Below are 21,432 nucleotides of genomic sequence, written 5' to 3' on the forward strand. Positions count from 1 at the left end.
AATTCATGGCATTCATCGACAAATACGTGCCGGGGGCGAACATCTCCGACACCAATCTGGTGTACGCCTATGCGGCGGCCCAGACCATGGCCCAGGTGCTGCAGCAATGCGGCGACAACCTGACCCGCGAGAACGTGATGAAGCAGGCCGCCAGCCTGAAGGACTTCACCCCGGATACGCTGCTTCCCGGCGTGAAGATCAATACCAGTGCGACCGACTACGCGCCGATCGAGCAGCTTCAGATGATGCAGTTCAAGGCAGGTAAATGGGAGATGTTCGGGGACATCATCAGCGCGGAAACCGGAGGATAAATCAAGGGATCCTCGATATAGAAGTGCGGCTTTCTTGAGAATTTCCCGAAACATCTGGAAATTCAGCCTCCACAAGACGAGCAAGGCAGGTCCCCTCATCTGAAAACGAAAACCCCGCCGGCGACGGCGGGGTTTTTGACTTCAGCGCATAGCGAATAGTTCCCAACATCAGATGATCTCCCTTGCGTTTGGCCGGCGGTACTGTTCCGCGCTGACATGCTCCATCCAGTCCGCGCTCTTGCCGTCGAGCTGTTCCACGATGGCGATATGGGTCATGGCTGTCGTTGGCGTGGCGCCGTGCCAGTGCTTCTCGCCCGGCGGAAACCAGACGATATCGCCCGGCCGGATTTCCTCGATCGGGCCGCCCTCACGCTGCAGCCAGCCGCAGCCGGAAGTGACGATGAGGGTCTGACCGAGCGGATGGGTGTGCCAAGCTGTGCGAGCGCCCGGCTCGAAGGTGACGGTCGCGCCGCTCACGCGCGCAGGGGCACTCCCCTGGAATGGCGCGTCGATCCGGACGTTGCCTGTGAAATATTCCACCGGTCCCTTTCCGGAGGGCCGCGAACCGTTGCGATTGATTTCCATGATCTTCTCCTCGGGACAGGTCTTTCGCGCTTAACGCGACACCGCTGCTCCCAGCCATCGGATGCCGATTTGCTTCGCTGACGATCTAAGGCTCTGGCGCGCCTGCGATAAGGTGCTAAAACCAGCATGGATATATGAATGGAACTCATGAATGGCCCGGGAAAATCTGAACGACGTCATCGCGTTCCTGGCGGTCGCGAACGAGAGAAGCTTCACCAGGGCCGCGGCCAAGCTCGGCGTTTCGCAATCCGCCCTCAGTCACGCCATTCGCGGGCTCGAAGAGCGGCTCGGACTGCGGCTGTTGACCCGTACCACCCGCAGCGTTGCGCCGACGGAAGCCGGAGAGCGCCTGGTCCGGACGGTAGGTCCCAGGTTGGACGAGGTCGAAGCTGAATTGGGCGCGTTAGGCGAACTCAGGGACAGGCCGTCCGGCACGATCCGCATCACGGCCGGCGAACATGCGGCCGAAGCGATCCTCTGGCCCGCGCTGGCGAAGTTCTTGCCGCGCTATCCCGCCATCAAGGTCGAACTCATCATCGACTACGGCCTGACGGACATCGTCGCGGAGCGCTACGACGCCGGCGTCCGCCTCGGCGAGCAGGTGGCAAAGGACATGATCGCTGTGCGCATCGGGCCGGATTTCCGCATGGCGGTCGTCGGTGCGCCTTCGTACTTCGCCGCCCGCCAGAAGCCGAAGAACCCACAGGATCTGGCCGCGCACGACTGCATCAACATCCGGCTGCCGACCTACGGCGGCATCTATGCCTGGGAATTTGAAAAGCGCGGACGCGCGGTAAAGGTACGGGTCGATGGACATCTGGTGTTCAACAACATCGCACTGAGAAAGAAGGCGGCACTGGCTGGATTGGGATTGACCTACCTGCCGGAAGACCAGGTGCGGGAGGACGTCGCCAAGGGTCGTCTCGTTCACGTCCTTGCCGACTGGTGCCTGCCGTTTTCAGGCTACCACCTCTATTATCCAAGCCGCCGTCAAGCTGCGTCGGCGCTCGCTTTGCTGGTCGAAGCCCTGCGCCACCGGGGTTGAGCGCGCGCCCCACGCCGGTTCATTTTCCCGCATTCAGCATCTGCAGATCGGCAATCCGATTGTCGGCGCGACGGAGCCGCCGGCAAAGCTCGCGGTTGATATTCTGCAACACCATCACATAGGCATGGATGTCGGCCTTGTAGCAGGTGTAGAGGTCTCTCGCCGTGAGCTCGTACAGCACGGTTGGGCTCTCCGCGACGACGGTGGCCGACCGGTTCTGCATTTCGATCAGGGTCATTTCACCGAAAAAATCACCGGGATCGAGACCCGACATGCGAAGGACGCTTCCGGAATGCCCAAGCTTGCTCACCACCAGCCTGCCGGAGTGAACGACGAACATCGAGCGTCCTTGTTCTCCTTCCGCGACCACCGTGGCACCGGCGTCGAAGCGGCGTTCGACCAGCATGGAGACCAGGAGATCGAGGCTTGCGTCTGCAAGGCCACCGAAGAAAGGCGTGGCGATCAGGAACGCTTTCAGATCGGGGGAGCTGACAGCCATCGATCCAATATACTCGCGCTCCCGGCGGCGGCAAGCGGACCAGGCCGCACCTGCTGCATCGCACCTGTTGCCCTGCAATAACATCCGCGCCCTGCCCGGCCTTCACCGCCAGCCGCAACACCATTGAAAGATCGACCCGGACCCAACATGATGCGGGTCAACCGCACATCGACTCGCCGACAAGGCTGCGGAGGAAATCCCGATGTACCAACGAGCCCTCCCGGTACCGCACCTCGCGTCGCAAGAACTGCTCGCCGTTCATAAACCGCTCAACGCGCGCAGGCTGCTTTGCGCTCTTGTCGATCATTCCCTGCTGCTATTGCGACGGCTCGGCGAGTTCCTTGCGGCCGGTGGCCCGCTGTCATAGGCGACAGGCGGCGCGATCGTACCGTTCGCGATCCCTGCGCCAGTGCGTCGCGCCCCTTCGAAACGCGGAGCTAACTTTCTGGCGCTATCCTCGCTCCCATTCGGCGCTTAACGCGCGATTAACTTTACGCTTTTCATTTTGTCTCGGGAGCATAGGGATGTTCAGAATTGTGATGGTGGCAGCGCTGCTGCTGTCGGCGGGCGAGGCACTTGGGCATGAGTCTGCGGAGCCGGCACCGCCGCCCAAGCCGGACAAACCGGCCGTGCCGATCAAATTCACGCAAACCAAGAGCGGCATGGTGCTGACCGATACCAGGGGCATGACGCTGTATTATTTCGATCGCGACGATAGCGGCACCAAGTCGACCTGTGATGGCAAATGCACCGAGACGTGGATCCCGCTCGCCGCGTCCGACGACGCCAAGCCGCTGGGTGATTTCACCCTGATCATCCGCAGCAATCACAGCAAGATGTGGGCCTATCGCAATCGCCCGCTCTACACCTCCCACGCGGACGAGGCGCCCGGCGACGCCAACGGCATCGATCCCTCCAATCTCTGGCACATCGCGCGGCCGGCTAATTGAGGCGTTACTGCTCGCCGCCGTCGATCTGGCGGCCCATCAGCGCGATGGCGCGCTGATAGACCGAGGCCGCGTTCCAGGCTTCGATCGCTGCGAAATTGGGTTCGCCGGGCTGGTAGCCCGCACCCGCCCGCCAGCCATGGGCTTTGAGGAAATTCGCAGTCGAACTCAGCGCGTTGGCGGCGACGTCGAGATTGCCGGTGCCATAGGCCAGGATGTTCTTGGGCATGAACTGGGTCTGGCCGACCTCGCCATGCATCGAGCCGCGCGTGCCCGCCGACAGCACGCCGCGATCGATCAGGTGCAGCGCCGCGTAGAGCTGATCCGTGAAGAATTCCGGCCGCCGGCAGTCATAGGCGAGCGTGGCGATCGACGACAGCATGTTCTGGTTGCCGCGCTGGCTGCCGAAACCGCTCTCCATGCCCCAGATCGCGATCAGCGGTCCTGGTGGTACGCCGTAGCGCTGCTGGATCGATGCGAACAGCGCCGCCTGCGATTGCTTCAGTCCGCGGCCGCGCGCGACAATGGCGGGGGCGCCGCGCTTGGCGAGAAACTGCTCGAGCGACAGGCTAAAGCTGCGCTGGCCGCGATCGGCTGATATCGTCGCCGACGCATAATTCGTTTGCATCAGGCCGGCGATAGCCGCGGCGCCGACACCTTTTGCCCTCGCCTCCTCGGCGAATTGCTGCTTCCAGGCCTCGAAGCCGCCAGGTCCGCTGCCGCACTGGGCAGCATCCGCGCTGGTGCCCCAACACACCAGCACGGCCAAGGCTAGCACTGCCATGGCCGCGACCATGATCCTCGCCAACTCCCTGCTCCCGGTCATTCCAGCACTCCTTTCGCGGCGGTCTTGGATTTCTCCTTCAGCAGCCTTTTCTCCTTAAGCAACCTTGCGATCTCGGCCACGAGATCGGCGATCTCAGCCATCGGCATGATGATGACGTGATCGGCGCTCTCGCTCATCATCAGATTGATCGGATCAGTGCCCTCGAACAGCCGAAAATCAGTACGATACACGATCGACAGCTTTTTTCTCGCATAGGCGTAGCCCAGCTCCCAGCACGTTCCGCTGTCCGGATCGGCGCCGTCCAGGCACGCCACCACCGCGTCGGCCCAATCGAGGCCTTTGAGGTCGCTCGCGAAGATCGCAGCCGGCAGGTCTTTGCGCTGCTCGTGCTCCTGCGGCAGGAAGACCTCAAAGCCCTGGTTGCGAAGCAGGCCCGCCAGCTCCTTGTTGAACTTTAATTCCGCGGTCGAGAACAGCGGTCCGGCCATATAGATTTTCATGGTCCCTCCTTCATGCTTCCAGCGGACTATAGCATCCGGCCGGTCGCGCCGGGGGCGGCGGTCTGCTATGAAGCAAGACATGCCGCACGTCAGCGCCGAGGCCCCCATGACCGACCCGATCGACCGCGCGCCGTTCTACCACGACGGCATGCGTGAGCTGCAGGACCGCTTCGACGGCCGCCGTGTCGCCGACGGCCTCGAGAAACATCGCCTCCACTTCGAGTTCTGGGAGCAGGACCGCACGCTGATCGAAGCGGCGCGATTCTTTTTCATCGCGACCAGCTATCAGGACAACGTCGATTGTTCGATGCGTTCGGGCGATCCGGGCTTCGTGCGGATCACCGGGCCCGACACGCTCGAGTACCCCGAGTATGACGGCAACAACATGTACCGCACGCTGGGCAATATTCACAGGAACCCGAACATCGGGCTATTGTTCGTGCGCCTCGACGGCAAGACGTTTCGCACGCGCATCCGGGGCAAGGCCACGATCCACGACAGCGCGGAAACGCTGGCCGCCCATCATGGCGCGAAAGTCGTGGTGCGCGTCACATGCGAGATCTTTCCCAACTGCCCGCGCTACGTTCCGGACCTGATGGGCGCTTCCGGGGAGGTGCCGGCGAATCCGTTCGTGCCTCGGCCCGGCTACGAGCCGCCACCACCCGAATGGAAAAGCCGGGATTACCTCAAGGACGTGCTCTCGAAGCATGATCCGCATCGCAAACCCGACGCATAACGGGCGGCGCCGGCGTGGCCAAAGCGCCGGCCGCCCTACGCGGAATTGATCATCGCTCGCGCGTTCGCTCGACCCGCCGGCACTTTCACCGCTTCGACGCCCGTGTTAGATTTTCCGCACTAAAAAAATCAAAGGGAGCGTTCGATGCCGATGACCGCGCGCAACAGCCGCCTCGTCAAGACCACCATCGCGGCCGCCTGGCTCGTCGCAGCAGTTCAGCCGGGCTTTGGCGAGGGCATGAAGTACAAGCCCATCATGGTAAAGACCCCGGATGGTCTGACCATCTCCGCGCAGGAATGGGGCAACCCTACTGGTCCGGAAATCCTGTTCATTCACGGTTTCTCCCAGAGTCACCTGTCGTGGATGCGTCAGGTCGACAGCGAGCTGGCCAAGGAATTTCGCATCATCACCTACGATCTGCGCGGGCACGGCAATTCCGACAAACCGCTCGATCCCGCGCGCTACCGCGATTCCAAGGCCTGGGGCGACGAGGTGCAGGCGGTGATCGACGCCGCAGGGCTGAAGCGCCCGGTCGTGGTCGGCTGGTCCTATGCCGGCCGCGTGATCTCGGACTATCTCGCCACCCATGGCGCGGGCCAGCTCGCCGGCATCAATTTCGTCGACGCGCCGATCAAGGTCGATCCCGCCCTGATTGGCGACAATCTCAAGAACCTGCCGCTGATGGCCTCGGAAGATCTCGTCACCAACATCGCGGCGACGCGCGCCTTCCTGCACGGCTGTTTCTCCAAACAACCGGGCGCCGACGACTATGAGACCATGCTCGCGTTCAACATGATGGTGCTGCCCAAGGTGCGGGCCGGTCTCGGCGGCCGTCCGCTCGACGCCACCGAGATGATGTCCAAACTGAAGCTGCCGGTGCTGGTGACCCATGGCGCCGAGGACCGCAACGCCAGGCTCGGCGCCGGCCAGTATACCGCCTCGGTGATTCCGGGCGCGAAGTTGTCGGTCTATGACGGGATCGGCCATTCCCCGTTCTACGAGGATGCCCCGCGCTTCAACACCGAACTGGCCAGCTTCGTCCGCGCGGCAGTCAAGACGAATTGAGAAGGCGGATTGATCCGACCTCTCGTCATGCCCGGGCTTGTCCCGGGCATCCACGTCTTGGCTGCATTAAAGAAAAACGTGGATGGCCGGGACAAGCCCGGCCATGACGAAAAGCGGCTCATTTTTCAACGCGGAATTGATCATCGGCTGCGCGATCGCGCAACCCGCCGGCTATTGCCGCCGCACGCGCCGTGCCATATCCACGGGGATCGCGCGGCCGCCAGGCGTCTCAGAAAAGCGGCCTAACAAATCCTTGCCCTTCCCGGCACCGGAGCACACTTCCGCATGGCAGTTCTCGAATTAGGCCTCGATACTTTCGGCGACGTCACCACCGGCGCCGACGGCGTCCCGCTGCCGCAGGCGCAGGTGCTGCGCGACGTGGTCGAGGAAGCGGTGCTCGCCGACAGCCTCGGCATCGACTTCATCGGCGTCGGCGAACATCACCGCGCCGACTTTGCGATTTCGTCGCCCGAGGTGCTGTTGGCCGCGATCGCGTCACGCACCAAACGGATCCGGCTCGGCTCCGCGGTGACCGTGCTCAGTTCGGACGATCCGATCCGGGTGTTTCAGCGCTTTTCCACGCTCGATGCGGTCTCGGGCGGCAGAGCCGAGGTCATTCTCGGCCGCGGCTCGTTCACGGAGTCGTTTCCGTTGTTCGGCTATGAACTGCGCGACTATGAAAGACTGTTCGAGGAAAAACTCGATCTGTTCGCGGCGCTGTTGACGCAAGGCGACATCACCTGGAGCGGGACCACGCGCGCGCCATTGTCCAACCAGCAGGTTTTTCCAAAGATCGAGCACGGCTCGCTCAAGACCTGGATCGGGGTCGGCGGCAGCCCGGAATCGGTCGTTCGCGCCGTCCAATATGATCTGCCGCTGATGCTCGCCATCATCGGCGGCGACCCGACACGGTTCACTCCCTATGTGGAGCTGTATCGCCGGGCCTACGCCCAGATCGGCAAACCCGTCCAACCCATCGGCGTCCACTCGCCCGGTTATGTCGCCGACACCGACCAGCAGGCGCGCGAACAGCTGTGGCCCGACTACAAGGTGATGCGCGACCGGATCGGCAAGGAGCGCGGCTGGCCGCCGATGGAGCGCAAGGAATTCGATCAGGAAGCCGACTTCGGATCGCTCTACGTGGGCTCGCCGCAAACCGTCGCGCGCAAGATCGCGGCGACCGCCAAGGCGCTGGGCCTTTCGCGTTTCGACATGAAGTACAGCGCAGGCTCCCTGCGCCACGACCGGATGATGCGCAGCATCGAACTCTATGGCCGCCAGGTGATTCCGCTGGTGCGCGAGCTGCTGGCCTGAAGAGTGCCAGCGTCCCGCATTGGGCTAACCCCGCCCTGCATGATACAACTCTCGCCGTCGCGTCCCCCGCACGGGCGCATGTATCGCGATTGCGAGGCGGACAAAAAATGCCTTCAGATCCGAAAGCCCGCGCCCGTCTACGGATAGCCCTGCTATTGCTGTTCGTTTTCATGGTGGCTGCGTCGGTTGGGACCTATTACGTCGCCGACCTGGGCAGGCTGCAGGACCTGATGGCCGCGCGTCAGGGCCAGGCGGCGCTGCAGGCGATTACCGACTCAAGCCAGATCGATGCGGCGCTGAAACAAAGCCCCTCCAATCGATTCCTGCGGATGATGGCGATGGCCACCAAGGCGTCGGATGAAACCAACGCTACCATCGAAAAATTGTCTAACGAGATCGAGCCACCGGCGATTGCAAAAGCCGGCGAGCCGGGTATCGCGAGCCGGAGTGATCTCGAGGCGCTGCGCCGCGATCTGAAGACCGCGGAAATCAACGCGACGACGTCAGCGCCGCGCACCATCGCGGTCCTGAAGACCGAACGCGACAATGTCGAAAAATATGCGGCCTCGCTTCAGCTCGGAAAAGATGCCAGAGGCAGATTGCTGGACACGATCGACAAGCGGCACGCGGAAATTGCGTCGCTCGCTTCCAGGACGTCGGCGGCGCGCGCCGATTTTTACCGCGCCTATCAAAATTACATCGGGATTCTGGTCGGGGAATTCGGCGCCTACAAATTCGTGGGCGGCCAGTTCATATTCCCGCTCCAGCGCACGGCGGACCGCTACAATGTCGCAGCCCAGGCGATGACGGCAGCCGCCAAGCCGCTGGCCGAACTGGACCAGGAACGCAAGACACTGCAACAGTCGCAGCAGGCGCGATGGCTGCATTTCGTCAAAGGCGAATGACGTAACCCGTCGTTAACCTGAGCAGACCCGGACCCAGGCAAAGCCGGCCCTCACCAGCGTTGGCGGACGCAGAGCCCGCGAATCAACCACCGGAATTCCACGGGGAGCGAGGCTGATTCGCAATGGCACCCAGCGCGCGCCGACTATTCCACCGGAGTGGCATGAACCCTGCATAGAAGTATTGGCCGGGCTTTCCTCATTAAAAAGGGCACCAATGCTTGTTACTCTTGTCGCCGTTCTCTGCAATGGCCAGCTATGCATGGAGAAAGTCGTCACCACCAGCGAGCAGTCAGGCATCACCATGACCGCTTGTCAGGTAAATGGGCAAATCGGTATCGCCGATTGGCTCGCCAATGGCCCCTACCATGAGTGGACGCTACAGCGGTACAAGTGCGTGATGGGCAACTACGTTCCCAGGAAGGAAGCCTGAGGCTTACTATCTGGGGCTGAAGATAAGGGCTCCCGGCTCGCTGGGGCGTCATCCGCGCCTGACCAGACCGGGCGGCGCACGCTGCGACGTTCATCGTCAGCCGCGCATTGGCGCGGCCCGCTGGTTATTGCGCCTGCCCGCCGGTTCCATCCACCGTTCGCTGCACAAAAACCAGATCAAGCCAGCGGTCAAATTTTCGACCGACCTCCCGGAAATGCGCCACCGCGCTAAAGCCGAGCCGTTGATGAAGGCGGATTGAAGCCAGGTTGGCGGCGTCGATGCCCCCAATCATCACATGCTTGCCCTGTTCGCGCGCGAAGGGAAACAACGCCTCTACCAGTTGGCTTCCGATTCCGGCCCGGCGGCGGTCCGCCCTCACATGGACCGAGTGCTCGACCGTATGGCGATAACCTGGCCATGCGCCACGCCAGTCGCCGAAAGCAGAAAACCCCACAATCTCGTCGTCCGGTTCCACCGCAACCAACACCGGGAAATTACGGGCGCGTTGTTGCTCAAACCACGCCAGCCGGTTTTCGAGCGACACCGGTTGGTCGAAATATATCGCGGTCGATGCCACGATGACCTCATTGTAGATGGTCAAGATCGACGGCAGATCCGCATGGTTCGCATTTCTGATCATCATGTGAGAAGCCTTGTGCAGGGCCCGACCTGGGAATTTTTCGGCGCGACGAAAGCTGTGCGGTGCCGACGATACGCTGGCCAGTATAGTTGAAAACAGAAGTCCCCGGTGGAACGTCGCCATCCGCGCGTTGCCACGGCGCGCCCCCTCTGTGACGACAATCACATCGCGATCGCGCCCACCGCCGCATATTCGAACCCGCAAGACGCGCATCGCACCAAGTCGATGTGATCAGGCGATGCCGTCACGATGCAACATTTGATGCAAATTCATTGGAGATTCGATCATGAGCGGTTTGGCATTTTACGGATACAACAGCAGCGACAATGAGGAAGACGTCTTCTTCCTCGAAAATGGACAGTTGGAAGTCATCGCGGGCAAGAACTTCGTTAACGCGAACAACAACGGTGCCGGCGTCGGCGGATCGCCGATCGTCGATGGCAACGGAGCCGATTCAACAAAATTCGGCGGCGCGCCTGTTATCGGCTTCACCAACAGCGCCGGCGACCACCTGGTGTTGTTCAATGGTGACGACTCCAACAATTCCGAAAATCTGTTCATTTTCGATCAGCAAACCAACACCACCTGGAACCTGGAATTCACCAGCACGCCTGGCCACGACAACAGCGTCGGATTCGGTGGTCTCAATCCGCAGGACTTCGTGCTCTACAATGGCGACGTGTATTTCGTCGGCACCAGCGGTACCGCCGGCGGCGGCACCAAGACCACGCTGTGGACCACCAATGGCGACATGAGCGCCCTGATCCCGGACACCTTCGCGGTGGGCGGCATCGACGGCGGCGGCAGCAATATTCCCACCGACAACGGCCAGATGGCGGTCCTGACCAGCAACAACACGCTGTATTTCAACGGCAGCGGCGACGGCACTACCGACGCACTGTGGAGCTACAATCCGACCAATGGTTTCAGCGCGGTCAGCAGAACCAACGGTCTCAATCCCCAGGACATGATCTCCGCGAACATCGGCGGCGGCAGCGAACTGTTCTTCACGTCCGGGAATACCCTCCTGGCGTACAACGGCGTGGGTGGGCCGAAAGCCATCGACTCCGGCATCAACGCGCAAGACCTGACCGCGGTCACGTTCGGCAGCACCACCGACGTCTTCTTCAACGGCGACACCAGCGCCAACGACCCGCAAGGACTCAAGGCGGGCCTGTACGAGATCTCGAAGAGCACGATCCAGCTCGTCCCCGGCTCCGCCAATCTGGATCCGCAGGACATCACCGCGCTCGACGGCAAGATCTATTTTGCCGGCACCGACGGCGTCTCGAACGGTCAGATCAATGAAGGGCTGTGGGTCTATAACCCCGCGACGCCCAACGTTGCTCCGACCGAGATCACCGCCAATATCGAGGGGCAGCCCGGCAAGACCATCAAGCTCGATAGTGCCAACTATCAACTGGACATGGACTCCTCCGACATTGGCACGCCAAATCCGCAGGCTCAGATCTCAACCGACGGGACGTTGCTGTACTTCACGGCGACCCACGGTTCGACCAACCAGGGATTGTTCTCGTACAATCCGACGACAAACACCGTCAACACCCATGTCAGCGGCACCAGCGGTTCGGACGCGTTCAACCTGACGCATGTCTGACGTGCCTGGATGCGGCCATCACGCGCGCGCTGTGCACGCCAGGATGGCCGCATCGTTGCAATCACGATGAACCCGCCCGCGGCGAAATCGCATCGGGTTCATCCATCGAATTTTCATCAGGACGGATCGAGCCCGGGGCTCGAATAGGTGGCAATCATGCTGGTCGATTCTGGACTTCGCGCCTTGTGCGGCCTCGCCGGATTTTACCGAATCCCGGCCGACCCCGAACAGCTTTCTTTGGAGCTCGCGCTGCAATCAAGCCGCGCCGATACCGCGGACCTGGTGCGCGCCGCCAATCATATCGGCCTCAAGGCGCGGATCGTGGCGAATCTCGACACAAGGCGCCTGGCCTCGATCCCGACGCCGGCACTGCTCAAGCTGCGCACCGGCGCATTTGTCGTTCTGGGCGGCAAGAATCCGGCTGGCCTGTGGCGGGTGATCGATCCGGTGACCCACACCGACCGCTACGCCGAGCTTGACGCGCTGCACAGCGAAATCGAGCCGCTGGCGATTCTGATCGGAAGGCGCATCGGCGGTCCCGGGATCGATCCCGGCAGCTTCGGATTTCGCTGGTTTCTGCCGTCGATCTGGCGCTATCGCAAGCCGCTGATGCACGTGCTGATGGCGTCGCTGTTCATTCAGGTGTTCGCGCTGGTCACGCCGCTGTTCTTCCAGGTGATCGTCGACAAGGTTCTGGCCCATAAAAGCAACGCAACCCTGCTGGTGATGATCGCCGGCATCGCGCTGATCGGCCTGTTCGACGTCATCCTGCAATATCTGCGCGCCTATGCCTTGTCGCACACCACCAACCGGATCGACGTCGAGCTCGGCCGGCGCATGTTCCATCATCTGTTGCGGCTGCCGCTGCAATATTTCGAGACCCGCTCGGCGGGGCAAACGGTGGCGCGGGTGCGCGAGCTGGAAAACATCCGGCAGTTCCTGACCGGCCAGGGCCTGTTCTCGGTGCTCGACCTCGCCTTCACCTTCGTGTTCTTCGCGGTGCTGCTGCTCTATTCGCTGAAGCTGACGCTGATCATCATGGCGTCGATTCCGGTCTATCTTTTGATCGCATCGATGCTGCGCCCGCCGCTGCGCGACACGCTGAAAGAGAAATTCAACCGCGGCGCCGAGAGCCAGCAGTTCCTGGTGGAAGCCGTGGTCGGCATCCACACCGTCAAATCCGCGGCGGTCGAGCCCGTGATGCAGACCCAATGGGAAGAAAAGCTTGCCGCCTATGTGCGGAGCGGCTTTCTCGCCACCATGATCGCCGCCGGCGGTCAGAACGCCATCCAATATGCCAATCGGGTGACCACCGCGCTGGTGCTGCTGTTCGGCGCCTGGGCGGTGATGGACGGCGAGCTTACCGTCGGCGGGCTGATCGCCTTCAACATGATCGCCGGTCAGACCATCCAGCCGATTCTGCGGCTGTCGCAGCTTTGGCAGGATTTCCAGCAGGTCCAGGTGTCGGTGGAACGCCTCGGCGACATTCTCAACGCGCCGACCGAGTTTCGCCCGCGCGTCACAGGCTTCCTGCCGCCGCCGCGCGGCTTGATCGAGTTGAAGAACGTGGTGTTCCGCTATCGCCCGGGCACCCCCGACGTGCTCAGAAACGTGTCGCTCGAAATTCGCCCCGGCGAGGTCATCGGCATCGTCGGCCCGTCCGGCTCGGGCAAGTCAACATTGTCGAAGCTGCTGCAGCGGCTTTATCTGCCCAACGAAGGCGCGGTGCTGCTGGATGGCGCCGATCTTTCCCAGGCCGATCCGGGCTGGCTGCGCCGCAACATCGGGGTCGTGCTGCAGGAAAACATCCTGTTCAACCGTTCGATCCACGACAACATCGCTTTCTCGAATCCGTCGCTGGACCGCGCAAAGGTCATCGCCATCGCCAGGCTCTCGGGCGCCCATGAGTTCATCAGCAAATTGCCGGAGGGCTATGACACCATGGTCGAAGAGCGCGGCGCCAATCTTTCCGGCGGCCAGCGCCAGCGCATCGCGATCGCCCGCGCGCTGGCGCTCAATCCCCCAATCCTGATCTTCGACGAGGCGACCAGTGCGCTCGATTATGAAAGCGAGCGGATCGTGCAGGCCAACATGGCCAACATCGCCAAGGACCGCACCGTTATCATCATCGCCCACCGGCTCGCCGCGTTGCGCCCCTGCAATCGTATCTACGGCATCGTCGACGGACGCATCGTGGAGCATGGAAGCCATGACGAACTGCTGCAGACGCCGGGGTTCTACGCCCATCTGTGGGCGCTGCAGAACCGCCAGGCGACCGAAGTGACGCCGTCTGCCGCCGCCAGGCAGGTCGCATGAACTGCGTGAACACATCTTGGATCATGATCAGGGAAGCACGCCAATGAGCATTTTCAGGCCCCGCTCCTTCCTCCGGGAAGACAATGAGTTCCTGCCCGCGGCGATCGAAATTCTGGAAACGCCGCCATCGCCGATCCTGACCTCCTTCATGGTGACGATCTACGCCGCCATCATCGTCGCATTGATGTGGTCGTTCATCGGACACATCGACATCGTCGCCGTCGCGCAAGGCAAGATCCAGCCGACCGGCCGGGTGAAGCTGGTTCAGGCGCTCGAATCCGGCAAGGTGCGGGACGTGTTTGTCGTCAACGGCGCCAAGGCCAGCGAAGGCCAGGCCGTGATTGCGCTCGACGACAGCGAGGCGCGCGCCGACGAATTGTCGCTGGCCGGAACGCTGGCTTCGTTCCGCGCCGAAAGCGTGCGCCGGATCGCCGCGATCGACGCTGTGCGCCGCAACGAGCTGGTACCGCCCGCGGTCGACTGGCCGGGTGATCTGCCGCCCTCTATCGTCGCGCGCGAACAGGCTATCCTGGTCGGCGACCTTGCCTTGCTGCAGGCCTCGATCGAGGATATCGCGGCACAGCACCGGCAAAAGGAAACCGAGGGCGGACGCCTGACCCTGACCATTGCCTCGCAGGAGGAGTTGCTCAAGATAGAGGACGAGCGGGTTCATCTGCGCTCCGGACTCGAAAAGCAGGGGCTCGGCACCAAGCTCGCGCTGTTCGATGCGATGGAAGCGCTGCAAAATCAGCGTTCGTCGCTCGTCAACCAGCAGGGCCAGCTGATGGGTGCGGTTGCAGCACTCGACGTGCTCGACCACGACAGGGCGAAGACCATCAGCACGTTCATCGCCGATAACAGCCAGAAGCTCGGCGAAGCCCAGCGCCAGATCGCAGAGACCACCCAGAAGCTGGCGAAGGCGCAGGCCAAGACCCTTCACATGACGTTGCAGGCGCCGATCTCCGGAACCGTTCAGGCGGTTTCCATCACCTCCATCGGTCAGGTGGTGATGCCGGGCGAAGAAGTGATGCGAATCGTACCCGACGGCGTCGGCTTCGAGATCGAATGCTATGTGCCGAACAAGGACATCGGCTTCATCGCCGTCGGACAGCATGCCGTCGTGAAGCTGGAGTCATTTCCGTTCACGCGCTATGGCACCCTGCGCGCGCATGTCACGCGCGTGGGCGTCGAGGCGATCCCGGAGCCGGATGCGCAGCAGCTGGAAGCCAATGCCGCAAAGGCCAGCAAGAGCGTGCTGTCGGCCGGAGCGCAGCGCATGCAGAACCTGGTATTTCCGGTCACGCTTGCGCTGGAACAGACCGCCATCAGCGCCGATGGCGTCGACGTTCCCGTCTCCAACGGCATGGCGGTCTCGATCGAAATCAAGACCGGGTCGCGCCGCGTGATCGACTATGTGCTGTCGCCGCTGGCGGAGGTGGCTTCGAAGTCGATGAAGGAGCGATGAGCTGGGTCGGGTTCGGTCAGGGGCTTCCGCTGACACGCGGCGTGCTTGCGCCAGCTAACCCGCCGACCAGCCGCCGTCGATCGGGATCACCGCGCCGGTGATGTCGCGCGCCGCCGGACCGCACAGAAAGACGATGGTGGCGCCGACATCGGCAAGTTCGACGAAGCGGCCGCTGGGCTGGCGTTCCTTCATGTATTCGCGCACCGCGTCCTGGCGTGACAGCCCCCGCGCCTGGGCCAGCGCATCGATCCGGGTGTAGATCGCCGGTGTCGGCAACGTGCCCGGGCTGACGGCATTGCAGGTGACGCCGGTGCCTGCGGTTTCCAGCGCGACCGTGCGCGTCAGTCCGAGGACGCCGGTCTTCGTGGTGGCGTAATCCACCCGGTTGCGCGCGCCGCGCTGGCCATATTGCGAGGACAGATTGACGATGCGGCCGAAGTCGCGCGCCCGCATCCCGGGCAGAGCGAGCTGGATGATCCGCAGTGGCGCCGTCAGATTGACCGCCAGCGAGCGCTGCCAGTCGGCGATCGACATCTCCTCCACCGGCGCGAAGTGCCGCACCACTGCGTTGTTGACGACGACATCGAGCCCACCAAACGCATCGGACGCCGATTGCATCAGCCGGTCCACCGCGCCGAGATCGGCCAAATCGGCCTGACAATAGACGGCGCCGATGCCGTGGCGCGCCGTCAGCGCCGCCGTCGTCGGCGCCATCGCAGCGGCCTCCTCGAGCCCATGCAGGACGATATTGAAACCGGCCGCGGCCAGACTTTCCGCGACGGCGAGACCGAGCCCGCCGCTGGAGCCGGTCACCAGTGCCGATCGGAGCGGTCGCGTCGCCATCATCTCGCTCCAGCTGTGGGCCGCTGATCGGCATGGGCATTCTCACAAGCCTTCCCAATAACCCATCGGAACTCCCGGTTCCAGTTCCCCCCAAATGCCAGGCGTGGCCCCAACCTCTCCATCCCATCGCCTTGCTTTGGTCAAATCTGACTGGCGTGTGGAGTGTGGGCAGAGGATCGACATCGCCTGGATCCGCCGACCGCCCGGATGCGGGTGACATTGGACCGGTAACGTTGGGACCGGGTAACATTGGGACGATGTGAAGGAGTGCCAATGCAATCCACACTGACGCCGCAGCAAACCGATCCGCACGACATTTTCGTGATCGAGCCCGATGTCGTTCTGGCCGCCCGCGCGGATCACGCCTCGCCCGACCCGGTGCAGGACGCGCTGACCCGTCTGGCGCATCAGCGCGCCAACACAACATCCGAGGTTTCTGCCGGTACGCCGAGCCCAACGGTCGATACGACGTTTCGCGCCGCCGCTGCCGTCGGCGCCACCAAGGCCCCGGGCGAGCGATCGGCGATCGGCAGGCTGGCGAAGAATACCTTCATCGCCTTCCTGTTCGCGCTCTGCAGCGCTGTCGTTGCCACGACCTGGGCGCACCACGGCGACGCCGCCAAACAGATGATCGCGAACTGGCTGCCACCGTTCCTTCCGGCTTTGTCGTCGACAGCAACGCCTTCCCCAGCCGAGCAACCGGACGCATCGCCCACGCAGGCCGCCGCGGCTGATCAAGCACCTGCGCAACCGGCTCAGCCTTCGGAAGCCGCCGCGCCGGCGCCGGCCGCCTCCTCGGCGGAATCGACGCCGACGGTACAGTCGATGGCGCGCGATCTCGCCACGATGGGTCAACAGATCGAGCAGCTCAAAGCCAATATCGAGCAGCTCAAGGCCGGCCAGGCCCAGATGTCCCGCGACCTTGCCAAAACGTCCGATCCGAACCTGCGACCCCGGATCGCGGCAGCGCTGCCGCCGCGGCCGGTGGTGGCACCGGTACGAAAGCCGAAGCCGGTATTCCCGGCCACGGCTGCTTCGACGCTGCCGCCACCGCCCTCCGCAGCACCTCTCGCACCGCCGCCGCCGGCGCTATCGCAACCGCTGCAGCAACCGCAAACCAGCTTCCAGCCGGATGGCGAGCCGGTGGTGCGGCCGCCGCTGCCGCTGCACTGATATCGGCGACAACGCCGGTCTTGTATCGCAGCTTTGAAGCACTCGCTCGGCATGAGCCCGCAGGCGCCAATGAGTAGCGCCGACGCGGCCGACGGCAGGCTCCGCGAGATGGGCCCCGGCGCTGCCGTCACCCTAATTGCACCCCCTGCCCCTTCCCTGTAGAAGGACGCGCATCCGCTGCGGCTGTGGCGTTCATGGATGCTTGCCGAGGGGCAGATGCGGCGTTTTTATCAAGCGGTTGTGGCGTGCGGTCTGCTCCTGTTGCTGGGCGCGTGTGCCCAGACCACCGCCCTCGAACCCCAGGACCAGATGCTCGACGCCAGTCTGGCCCGGCTCTATTTCTTTCGACAGGCTCGATCGCCGACGGACATCGGCGGGTTCTCGGCCGCCGATATCAAGATCGACGGCAAACCCATCGGTTCGCTCGCCCCGGGCACCAGCGTCTACATTGTCGCCGATCGTCCGGAGGGACCCCACAAGATCACCGTCCAGCGTTCTGGCGATAATGTCGGTTTCGATGCCGACGTCCAAATCGAATCCATGACGTCCTATTATTTCGAAATCGGGCCGACGGCTGAAGCGAACATCGATCAGGCCAGGCTGACCGCGATGGGAATGAAGGGACATCCGACCCCCGGCCGTTTCGGCGCGAGCTCGCCCTTCATGTTCTATACGCTGGACCCCATCGCCGGCGCCGGGATGATCACCAGGTTGAAGGCCAAGGAAGCGGATCGCGTCTGGGAAGCGCCTTGCGACGTGACCTCACCGGTGCCGCCGCCAACGACATTTTCCAAATGTTAAGCAAATAGCCGCGCGCAAACCGCGGCGGCAAAAAATCGTCACAATCTTTTTCGAAATGAAATTCGTTTCGAGAAGGAGAACCTCCCATGCGGATCGCACAATTGATCTTTACGGGTTCGATCGCCGCCCTCGCCGTGCTGACGGCGCCCGCGCTGGCCAGGAATTCCAATACCCAGAAGATCGACGACCCATCGGCTGCGCCGGCTTCGTCATCATGCCACGCCTACCAGCAGGGCCCCGACGGATCCTGGACCCCGCTGCCATGCCAGGAACTCGGCACCACTTCGCAAGCGCGCGCACAGCACGAATCCGCCAGCCGAAAGGCCGAGGACGACGCGCGTTGAGAAAACCTGACGCCTCGTTTCTTGGCTGTTCGGAATTTGAATTTGAGGCAGGCGCAAAACGCGCCACACCGTCATCGCCCGCGAAAGCGGGCGATCCAGTATTCCAGAGCCGTGAGCGATGGAATCGAAGCCGCAGCGGACTGGATACCCCGCATGCGCGGGGTATGACGGCTTTTTGTGGAGCAACACCACGCATCACACTCTCCGTCATCCCGGCGAACGCCGGGATCCATAACCGCCGGTGTTAGCGCTTTCGCGCTGACTTCCGGCAATAGTAGCGAATTTTTAAGGATGATTTCGTTCCGCCGGGCGGAGCCGGATCGGACAACCTTTTGAATACACTTGGACCGGTATGCTTTGCGCCAACATGGTGCCTCGCCATCGGGGTCAGGCTTCGATGGCTTCCAAACCGGCATCAGGATAGACGATGCGCGCGCACGATTGCCCTGTGGTCGAAACCCCAGACCTCCTGCTCGCAGCGCTTGAGCGGGCGACCGACGCCGTGGTGATCGTCGATGGCGATCTCCATGTGAGCCACGTCAACGCCGCCGCCTCGCTGATCTGGGGGCTGGATCGCGCAGAATTGCTCGGTTGCCATGTAAGCCGTCTGGGCCTCGGGGATCTGCAACAGCATCTGGTTGCGGCGACCGCCCCGGTTCAGGTGAACGGCGGCGACGCCATCCCGGAATCCCGCTCCGAGATCGCAATCCATCGCGAAGACGGCAGCCGGATCCTTGCCGCGCTCTCAGTTTCACGTGCCGAGGTCGGCGGTCCAAGCCGCTATATCGCATTCGTTCGGGACATCACCAGCGAGGTCGACCAACGCGAACGGTTGGCCTTGCTGACATCGGTCGCCGACGAAACCAATCGCGCGGCTGTCGTCACCGATCAAAATCTAAGGATCGTCTACACCAACGCCGCGTTTGCAGGAATGTTCGGGTACTCGTTCAAGGAAGCAAAGGGACAGCCCGCGAACGAACTGCTTGTCGGCCGGCATACCGACCGCAAGACACTGGCAAGGTTGCGACGCGGGATCGGCAAGGAAAGCGGCGGCGAGGAGGAAATCCTCGCCTATGACAAAAACGGCAACGAAATCTGGATCTCGATCAACGCCAAGGCGTTCCGCAACCGGCGCGGGCGGCTCAAATACATGTTCGCGTTGCTGAGCGATATCACCGAGACCAAGCAGTTGCGGTCGCTGCAGCAGTTGATCATGGGCGCGCTGGCCGACGAAATCCCGATTGCGGAGATCGCCGACCGGCTTTGCCGGCGGGTCGAGCAGATCGCGCCTGATGTGGTTTCCTCTCTGCTCCACATTGACGCCGGCGGATTGGTTCATCCGCTGGGCGGCCCCAGCCTGCCCGAAGACTATTCCAGGGCGCTGGATGGCGTCGCCATTGGTCCCGATATCGGCTCCTGCGGGTCGGCGGCCTTTTACGGCGAGCCGGTGCTGGCGATCGATATCGACACCGATCCGCGCTGGCAGCCCTTCAAGACCCGACCGCTCGAGGTTGGTCTGCGCGCCTGCTGGTCGACGCCGATCAAGGCCAAGGATGGCCGCGTGATCGGAACCTTCGCCTTCTATTTCAGGGAATCCCGCCCGCCGAGCCGCTGGCATCAACGCATTGTCGACGCCTGCGTGCATCTCGGAGCCATCGCGATCGAGCGCGAGGAAGCACGGGCCCAGATCGCGCGGCTTGCGTATTATGATATGCTGACCGGCCTGCCGAACCGCGCGCGGTTGCGGCATTTGATCTCCGAAGCGATCCAGGCCTGTCCCGAAGGAAACCACGTTGCGCTGGCGTTTCTCGACGTCGATAATTTCAAGGACGTCAACGATACGTTCGGACACTCGGTTGGCGACGAATTGCTGGTCCAGCTTGCCCAGCGCCTGCGCGCGCAAATTCAGCCGGGCGACATGCTGGGGCGTCTGGGTGGCGACGAATTCGTGATCGTGCTGCCGAACCGCAACGCCGCCGAAGCCTCGCTGGTCGCTTCGCGGATTACCGATGCCCTGGCCACGCCGCTCCAGATCGAAACCAAACTGGTCCCGATGTCCGCCAGCATGGGCATCAGCCTCTATCCGGACAATGCGACCGACATTGATATGCTGATCCAGCAGGCCGATGCGGCCATGTACAAGGCCAAGGAGGCAGGCCGTTCGACCTATCGCTTCTTCAACGCCGACATGAACCGGCTGGCCGAGCAACGGCTGGCCTACAGCGCGGCGCTGCGCGCTGCGATCGCAAATGATGCCCTGCAATTGCATTATCAACCGCAGATCCGGACCATCGACGGCGCCATTCATGGTGTCGAGGCGCTGGCGCGCTGGCATGACCCGAAGCTTGGCGAGGTTTCGCCATCGAAGTTCATCCCGCTGGCCGAAGAGTGCGGACTGATCGAACAGATCGGTCTGTGGTCCATACGTGAGGCCTGTCGGCAAATGGCGGCGTGGCGTGCTGCCGGACTGGACATCCCCTGCGTGTCGGTCAATCTGTCTCCGATCAATTTCCAGAACGTGAACCTGGCGGCAGCGGTCAGCGAGATCCTCGCAGACCATGATCTGCCGCCGGAAGTGCTCATGCTCGAGATTACCGAAGGCGTGATCATGAACGAGCGCTCGGTCGCGATCGAGACCATGAACAGCATTCGCAAGCTCGGAGTCGGGCTGTCGCTGGACGATTTCGGAACCGGTTATTCGAGCCTCAGCCGCCTCGCGCACCTGCCCATCCGCGAGCTGAAGATCGATCGCAGTTTCATGCGCGATGTCGAGAGCAACCCCAGCGCGCGGGCGATCGTCACCACCGTGGTCCGTGTCGGCCAGAGCTTGCAGCTCACCGTCGTCGCCGAAGGCGTGGAAACCGAAGGGCAAAGAAAATTGCTGGCGGATCTTGGATGCGACGTCATTCAAGGATTTCTCTACGCCCCCGCGCTGTCACCTCCCGCCTTCGGGCGCTGGCTGCTCGACTACAGCGCCGGCCGGGCGAGCGACATGCTCAGGCGAATCGGCCGATCCCTGTCCGAACCTCCGGGCGAGTCTTTGCCTCGCGTCGCCACCAACGCGCGGCTGGGCTAGCGTTAGCCATCTTGCGGAAGCCATCGCGGCAA

General features: G+C 62.8%; 20 protein-coding genes and 1 pseudogene. 15 read left to right on the forward strand and 6 right to left on the reverse strand.

The annotated features are described in order from the left end of the window. A pseudogene (locus ABR948_RS11370) lies at window positions 1-311 on the forward strand (ABC transporter substrate-binding protein); the annotation flags it as partial. Window positions 312-479: 168 nt separating this feature from the next. Here ABR948_RS11370 and ABR948_RS11375 read toward each other — a convergent pair. Continuing rightward, window positions 480-896 carry a (R)-mandelonitrile lyase gene (locus tag ABR948_RS11375; RefSeq protein ID WP_428117283.1) on the reverse strand — a complete coding sequence of 139 codons (417 nt, stop codon included), beginning with the start codon at window positions 894-896 and terminating at the stop codon, window positions 480-482. Between the two features lie 151 nt (window positions 897-1,047). Between ABR948_RS11375 and ABR948_RS11380 the strand changes: the two genes are divergently transcribed. Further along, a complete protein-coding gene (locus ABR948_RS11380) occupies window positions 1,048-1,941 on the forward strand; it encodes a LysR family transcriptional regulator (RefSeq protein ID WP_428117286.1) in 894 nt (297 codons plus the stop codon). 19 nt (window positions 1,942-1,960) lie between these two features. Here the strand turns inward: ABR948_RS11380 and ABR948_RS11385 are convergent, their stop codons facing one another. Next, on the reverse strand, window positions 1,961-2,440 hold the full coding sequence (locus ABR948_RS11385; protein WP_428117287.1) for a Crp/Fnr family transcriptional regulator: 480 nt from the start codon (window positions 2,438-2,440) through the stop codon (window positions 1,961-1,963). A gap of 524 nt (window positions 2,441-2,964) precedes the next feature. Here ABR948_RS11385 and ABR948_RS11390 point away from each other — a divergent pair. Next, the gene (locus ABR948_RS11390; RefSeq protein ID WP_428117289.1) at window positions 2,965-3,390 is read left to right on the forward strand and encodes a COG4315 family predicted lipoprotein; all 426 of its coding nucleotides are present in this window, start codon (window positions 2,965-2,967) and stop codon (window positions 3,388-3,390) included. A gap of 4 nt (window positions 3,391-3,394) precedes the next feature. Here ABR948_RS11390 and ABR948_RS11395 read toward each other — a convergent pair whose 3' ends face one another. Together ABR948_RS11395 and ABR948_RS11400 are read right to left on the reverse strand one after the other, a co-directional pair. After that, window positions 3,395-4,183, reverse strand: coding sequence for a lytic murein transglycosylase (locus ABR948_RS11395; RefSeq protein ID WP_428117346.1), 789 nt, complete (start codon window positions 4,181-4,183; stop codon window positions 3,395-3,397). 26 nt (window positions 4,184-4,209) lie between these two features. Beyond that, window positions 4,210-4,662, reverse strand: a complete 453-nt coding sequence (locus tag ABR948_RS11400) for a nucleoside 2-deoxyribosyltransferase (protein WP_428117291.1) — start codon at window positions 4,660-4,662, stop codon at window positions 4,210-4,212. Between the two features lie 118 nt (window positions 4,663-4,780). Here ABR948_RS11400 and ABR948_RS11405 point away from each other — a divergent pair, with 118 nt between their 5' ends. The 5 genes from ABR948_RS11405 (at window position 4,781) to ABR948_RS11425 (ending at window position 9,124) form a co-directional block, all read left to right on the forward strand. After that, entirely contained in the window at window positions 4,781-5,410 is a 630-nt protein-coding gene (locus tag ABR948_RS11405; RefSeq protein WP_428117294.1) for a pyridoxamine 5'-phosphate oxidase family protein, read from the forward strand. A gap of 144 nt (window positions 5,411-5,554) precedes the next feature. Beyond that, window positions 5,555-6,475: an alpha/beta fold hydrolase gene (locus ABR948_RS11410; RefSeq protein ID WP_428117296.1), complete on the forward strand. Its 921-nt coding sequence runs from the start codon at window positions 5,555-5,557 to the stop codon at window positions 6,473-6,475. A 285-nt stretch (window positions 6,476-6,760) separates the two neighbouring features. Further along, window positions 6,761-7,789 (forward strand): LLM class flavin-dependent oxidoreductase, encoded by a 1,029-nt coding sequence (locus ABR948_RS11415; protein ID WP_428117299.1) that lies wholly within the window; start codon window positions 6,761-6,763, stop codon window positions 7,787-7,789. A 107-nt stretch (window positions 7,790-7,896) separates the two neighbouring features. Continuing rightward, window positions 7,897-8,694, forward strand: a complete 798-nt coding sequence (locus tag ABR948_RS11420) for a hypothetical protein (protein ID WP_428117301.1) — start codon at window positions 7,897-7,899, stop codon at window positions 8,692-8,694. Window positions 8,695-8,953: 259 nt separating this feature from the next. Then, window positions 8,954-9,124, forward strand: a complete 171-nt coding sequence (locus ABR948_RS11425) for a hypothetical protein (RefSeq protein ID WP_428117304.1) — start codon at window positions 8,954-8,956, stop codon at window positions 9,122-9,124. Between the two features lie 124 nt (window positions 9,125-9,248). Here ABR948_RS11425 and ABR948_RS11430 read toward each other — a convergent pair whose 3' ends face one another. Further along, window positions 9,249-9,767, reverse strand: coding sequence for a GNAT family N-acetyltransferase (locus ABR948_RS11430; RefSeq protein ID WP_428117349.1), 519 nt, complete (start codon window positions 9,765-9,767; stop codon window positions 9,249-9,251). 283 nt (window positions 9,768-10,050) lie between these two features. On the opposite strand from ABR948_RS11430, the gene ABR948_RS11435 reads away from it, so the two are divergent. The 3 genes from ABR948_RS11435 (at window position 10,051) to ABR948_RS11445 (ending at window position 15,163) form a co-directional block, all read left to right on the forward strand. After that, window positions 10,051-11,382, forward strand: coding sequence for a hypothetical protein (locus ABR948_RS11435; protein WP_428117306.1), 1,332 nt, complete (start codon window positions 10,051-10,053; stop codon window positions 11,380-11,382). Between the two features lie 156 nt (window positions 11,383-11,538). Further along, a complete protein-coding gene (locus tag ABR948_RS11440; protein WP_428117309.1) occupies window positions 11,539-13,698 on the forward strand; it encodes a type I secretion system permease/ATPase in 2,160 nt (719 codons plus the stop codon). 43 nt (window positions 13,699-13,741) lie between these two features. Then, window positions 13,742-15,163, forward strand: a complete 1,422-nt coding sequence (locus tag ABR948_RS11445; protein ID WP_428117312.1) for an HlyD family type I secretion periplasmic adaptor subunit — start codon at window positions 13,742-13,744, stop codon at window positions 15,161-15,163. Between the two features lie 54 nt (window positions 15,164-15,217). Here the strand turns inward: ABR948_RS11445 and ABR948_RS11450 are convergent, their stop codons facing one another. Beyond that, a complete protein-coding gene (locus ABR948_RS11450; protein WP_428117314.1) occupies window positions 15,218-16,006 on the reverse strand; it encodes an SDR family oxidoreductase in 789 nt (262 codons plus the stop codon). A gap of 273 nt (window positions 16,007-16,279) precedes the next feature. Here ABR948_RS11450 and ABR948_RS11455 point away from each other — a divergent pair, with 273 nt between their 5' ends. The 4 genes from ABR948_RS11455 (at window position 16,280) to ABR948_RS11470 (ending at window position 21,400) form a co-directional block, all read left to right on the forward strand. Continuing rightward, window positions 16,280-17,179 carry a hypothetical protein gene (locus ABR948_RS11455; protein WP_428117316.1) on the forward strand — a complete coding sequence of 300 codons (900 nt, stop codon included), beginning with the start codon at window positions 16,280-16,282 and terminating at the stop codon, window positions 17,177-17,179. A gap of 216 nt (window positions 17,180-17,395) precedes the next feature. Then, a complete protein-coding gene (locus ABR948_RS11460) occupies window positions 17,396-17,980 on the forward strand; it encodes a DUF2846 domain-containing protein (RefSeq protein WP_428117319.1) in 585 nt (194 codons plus the stop codon). 86 nt (window positions 17,981-18,066) lie between these two features. Then, entirely contained in the window at window positions 18,067-18,324 is a 258-nt protein-coding gene (locus tag ABR948_RS11465; protein WP_428117321.1) for a hypothetical protein, read from the forward strand. A 427-nt stretch (window positions 18,325-18,751) separates the two neighbouring features. Next, window positions 18,752-21,400 carry an EAL domain-containing protein gene (locus ABR948_RS11470; protein WP_428117323.1) on the forward strand — a complete coding sequence of 883 codons (2,649 nt, stop codon included), beginning with the start codon at window positions 18,752-18,754 and terminating at the stop codon, window positions 21,398-21,400. The last annotated feature ends 32 nt before the right edge of the window (window positions 21,401-21,432 follow it).

The sequence above is a fragment of the Bradyrhizobium sp. genome (assembly GCF_050014615.1).
In the GTDB taxonomy this organism is placed as follows: Bacteria; Pseudomonadota; Alphaproteobacteria; order Rhizobiales; family Xanthobacteraceae; genus Bradyrhizobium.

Excerpts from the sequence above, each read along its gene's own strand:
- ABR948_RS11375 (WP_428117283.1), bottom strand. The coding sequence starts at position 896 with ATGGAAATCAATCGCAACGGTTCGCGGCCCTCCGGAAAGGGACCGGTG.
- ABR948_RS11380 (WP_428117286.1), top strand. The coding sequence starts at position 1,048 with ATGGCCCGGGAAAATCTGAACGACGTCATCGCGTTCCTGGCGGTCGCG.
- ABR948_RS11385 (WP_428117287.1), bottom strand. The coding sequence starts at position 2,440 with ATGGCTGTCAGCTCCCCCGATCTGAAAGCGTTCCTGATCGCCACGCCT.
- ABR948_RS11390 (WP_428117289.1), top strand. The coding sequence starts at position 2,965 with ATGTTCAGAATTGTGATGGTGGCAGCGCTGCTGCTGTCGGCGGGCGAG.
- ABR948_RS11395 (WP_428117346.1), bottom strand. The coding sequence starts at position 4,183 with ATGGTCGCGGCCATGGCAGTGCTAGCCTTGGCCGTGCTGGTGTGTTGG.
- ABR948_RS11400 (WP_428117291.1), bottom strand. The coding sequence starts at position 4,662 with ATGGCCGGACCGCTGTTCTCGACCGCGGAATTAAAGTTCAACAAGGAG.
- ABR948_RS11405 (WP_428117294.1), top strand. The coding sequence starts at position 4,781 with ATGACCGACCCGATCGACCGCGCGCCGTTCTACCACGACGGCATGCGT.
- ABR948_RS11410 (WP_428117296.1), top strand. The coding sequence starts at position 5,555 with ATGCCGATGACCGCGCGCAACAGCCGCCTCGTCAAGACCACCATCGCG.
- ABR948_RS11415 (WP_428117299.1), top strand. The coding sequence starts at position 6,761 with ATGGCAGTTCTCGAATTAGGCCTCGATACTTTCGGCGACGTCACCACC.
- ABR948_RS11420 (WP_428117301.1), top strand. The coding sequence starts at position 7,897 with ATGCCTTCAGATCCGAAAGCCCGCGCCCGTCTACGGATAGCCCTGCTA.
- ABR948_RS11425 (WP_428117304.1), top strand. The coding sequence starts at position 8,954 with ATGGAGAAAGTCGTCACCACCAGCGAGCAGTCAGGCATCACCATGACC.
- ABR948_RS11430 (WP_428117349.1), bottom strand. The coding sequence starts at position 9,767 with ATGATGATCAGAAATGCGAACCATGCGGATCTGCCGTCGATCTTGACC.
- ABR948_RS11435 (WP_428117306.1), top strand. The coding sequence starts at position 10,051 with ATGAGCGGTTTGGCATTTTACGGATACAACAGCAGCGACAATGAGGAA.
- ABR948_RS11440 (WP_428117309.1), top strand. The coding sequence starts at position 11,539 with ATGCTGGTCGATTCTGGACTTCGCGCCTTGTGCGGCCTCGCCGGATTT.
- ABR948_RS11445 (WP_428117312.1), top strand. The coding sequence starts at position 13,742 with ATGAGCATTTTCAGGCCCCGCTCCTTCCTCCGGGAAGACAATGAGTTC.
- ABR948_RS11450 (WP_428117314.1), bottom strand. The coding sequence starts at position 16,006 with ATGGCGACGCGACCGCTCCGATCGGCACTGGTGACCGGCTCCAGCGGC.
- ABR948_RS11455 (WP_428117316.1), top strand. The coding sequence starts at position 16,280 with ATGCAATCCACACTGACGCCGCAGCAAACCGATCCGCACGACATTTTC.
- ABR948_RS11460 (WP_428117319.1), top strand. The coding sequence starts at position 17,396 with ATGCGGCGTTTTTATCAAGCGGTTGTGGCGTGCGGTCTGCTCCTGTTG.
- ABR948_RS11465 (WP_428117321.1), top strand. The coding sequence starts at position 18,067 with ATGCGGATCGCACAATTGATCTTTACGGGTTCGATCGCCGCCCTCGCC.
- ABR948_RS11470 (WP_428117323.1), top strand. The coding sequence starts at position 18,752 with ATGCGCGCGCACGATTGCCCTGTGGTCGAAACCCCAGACCTCCTGCTC.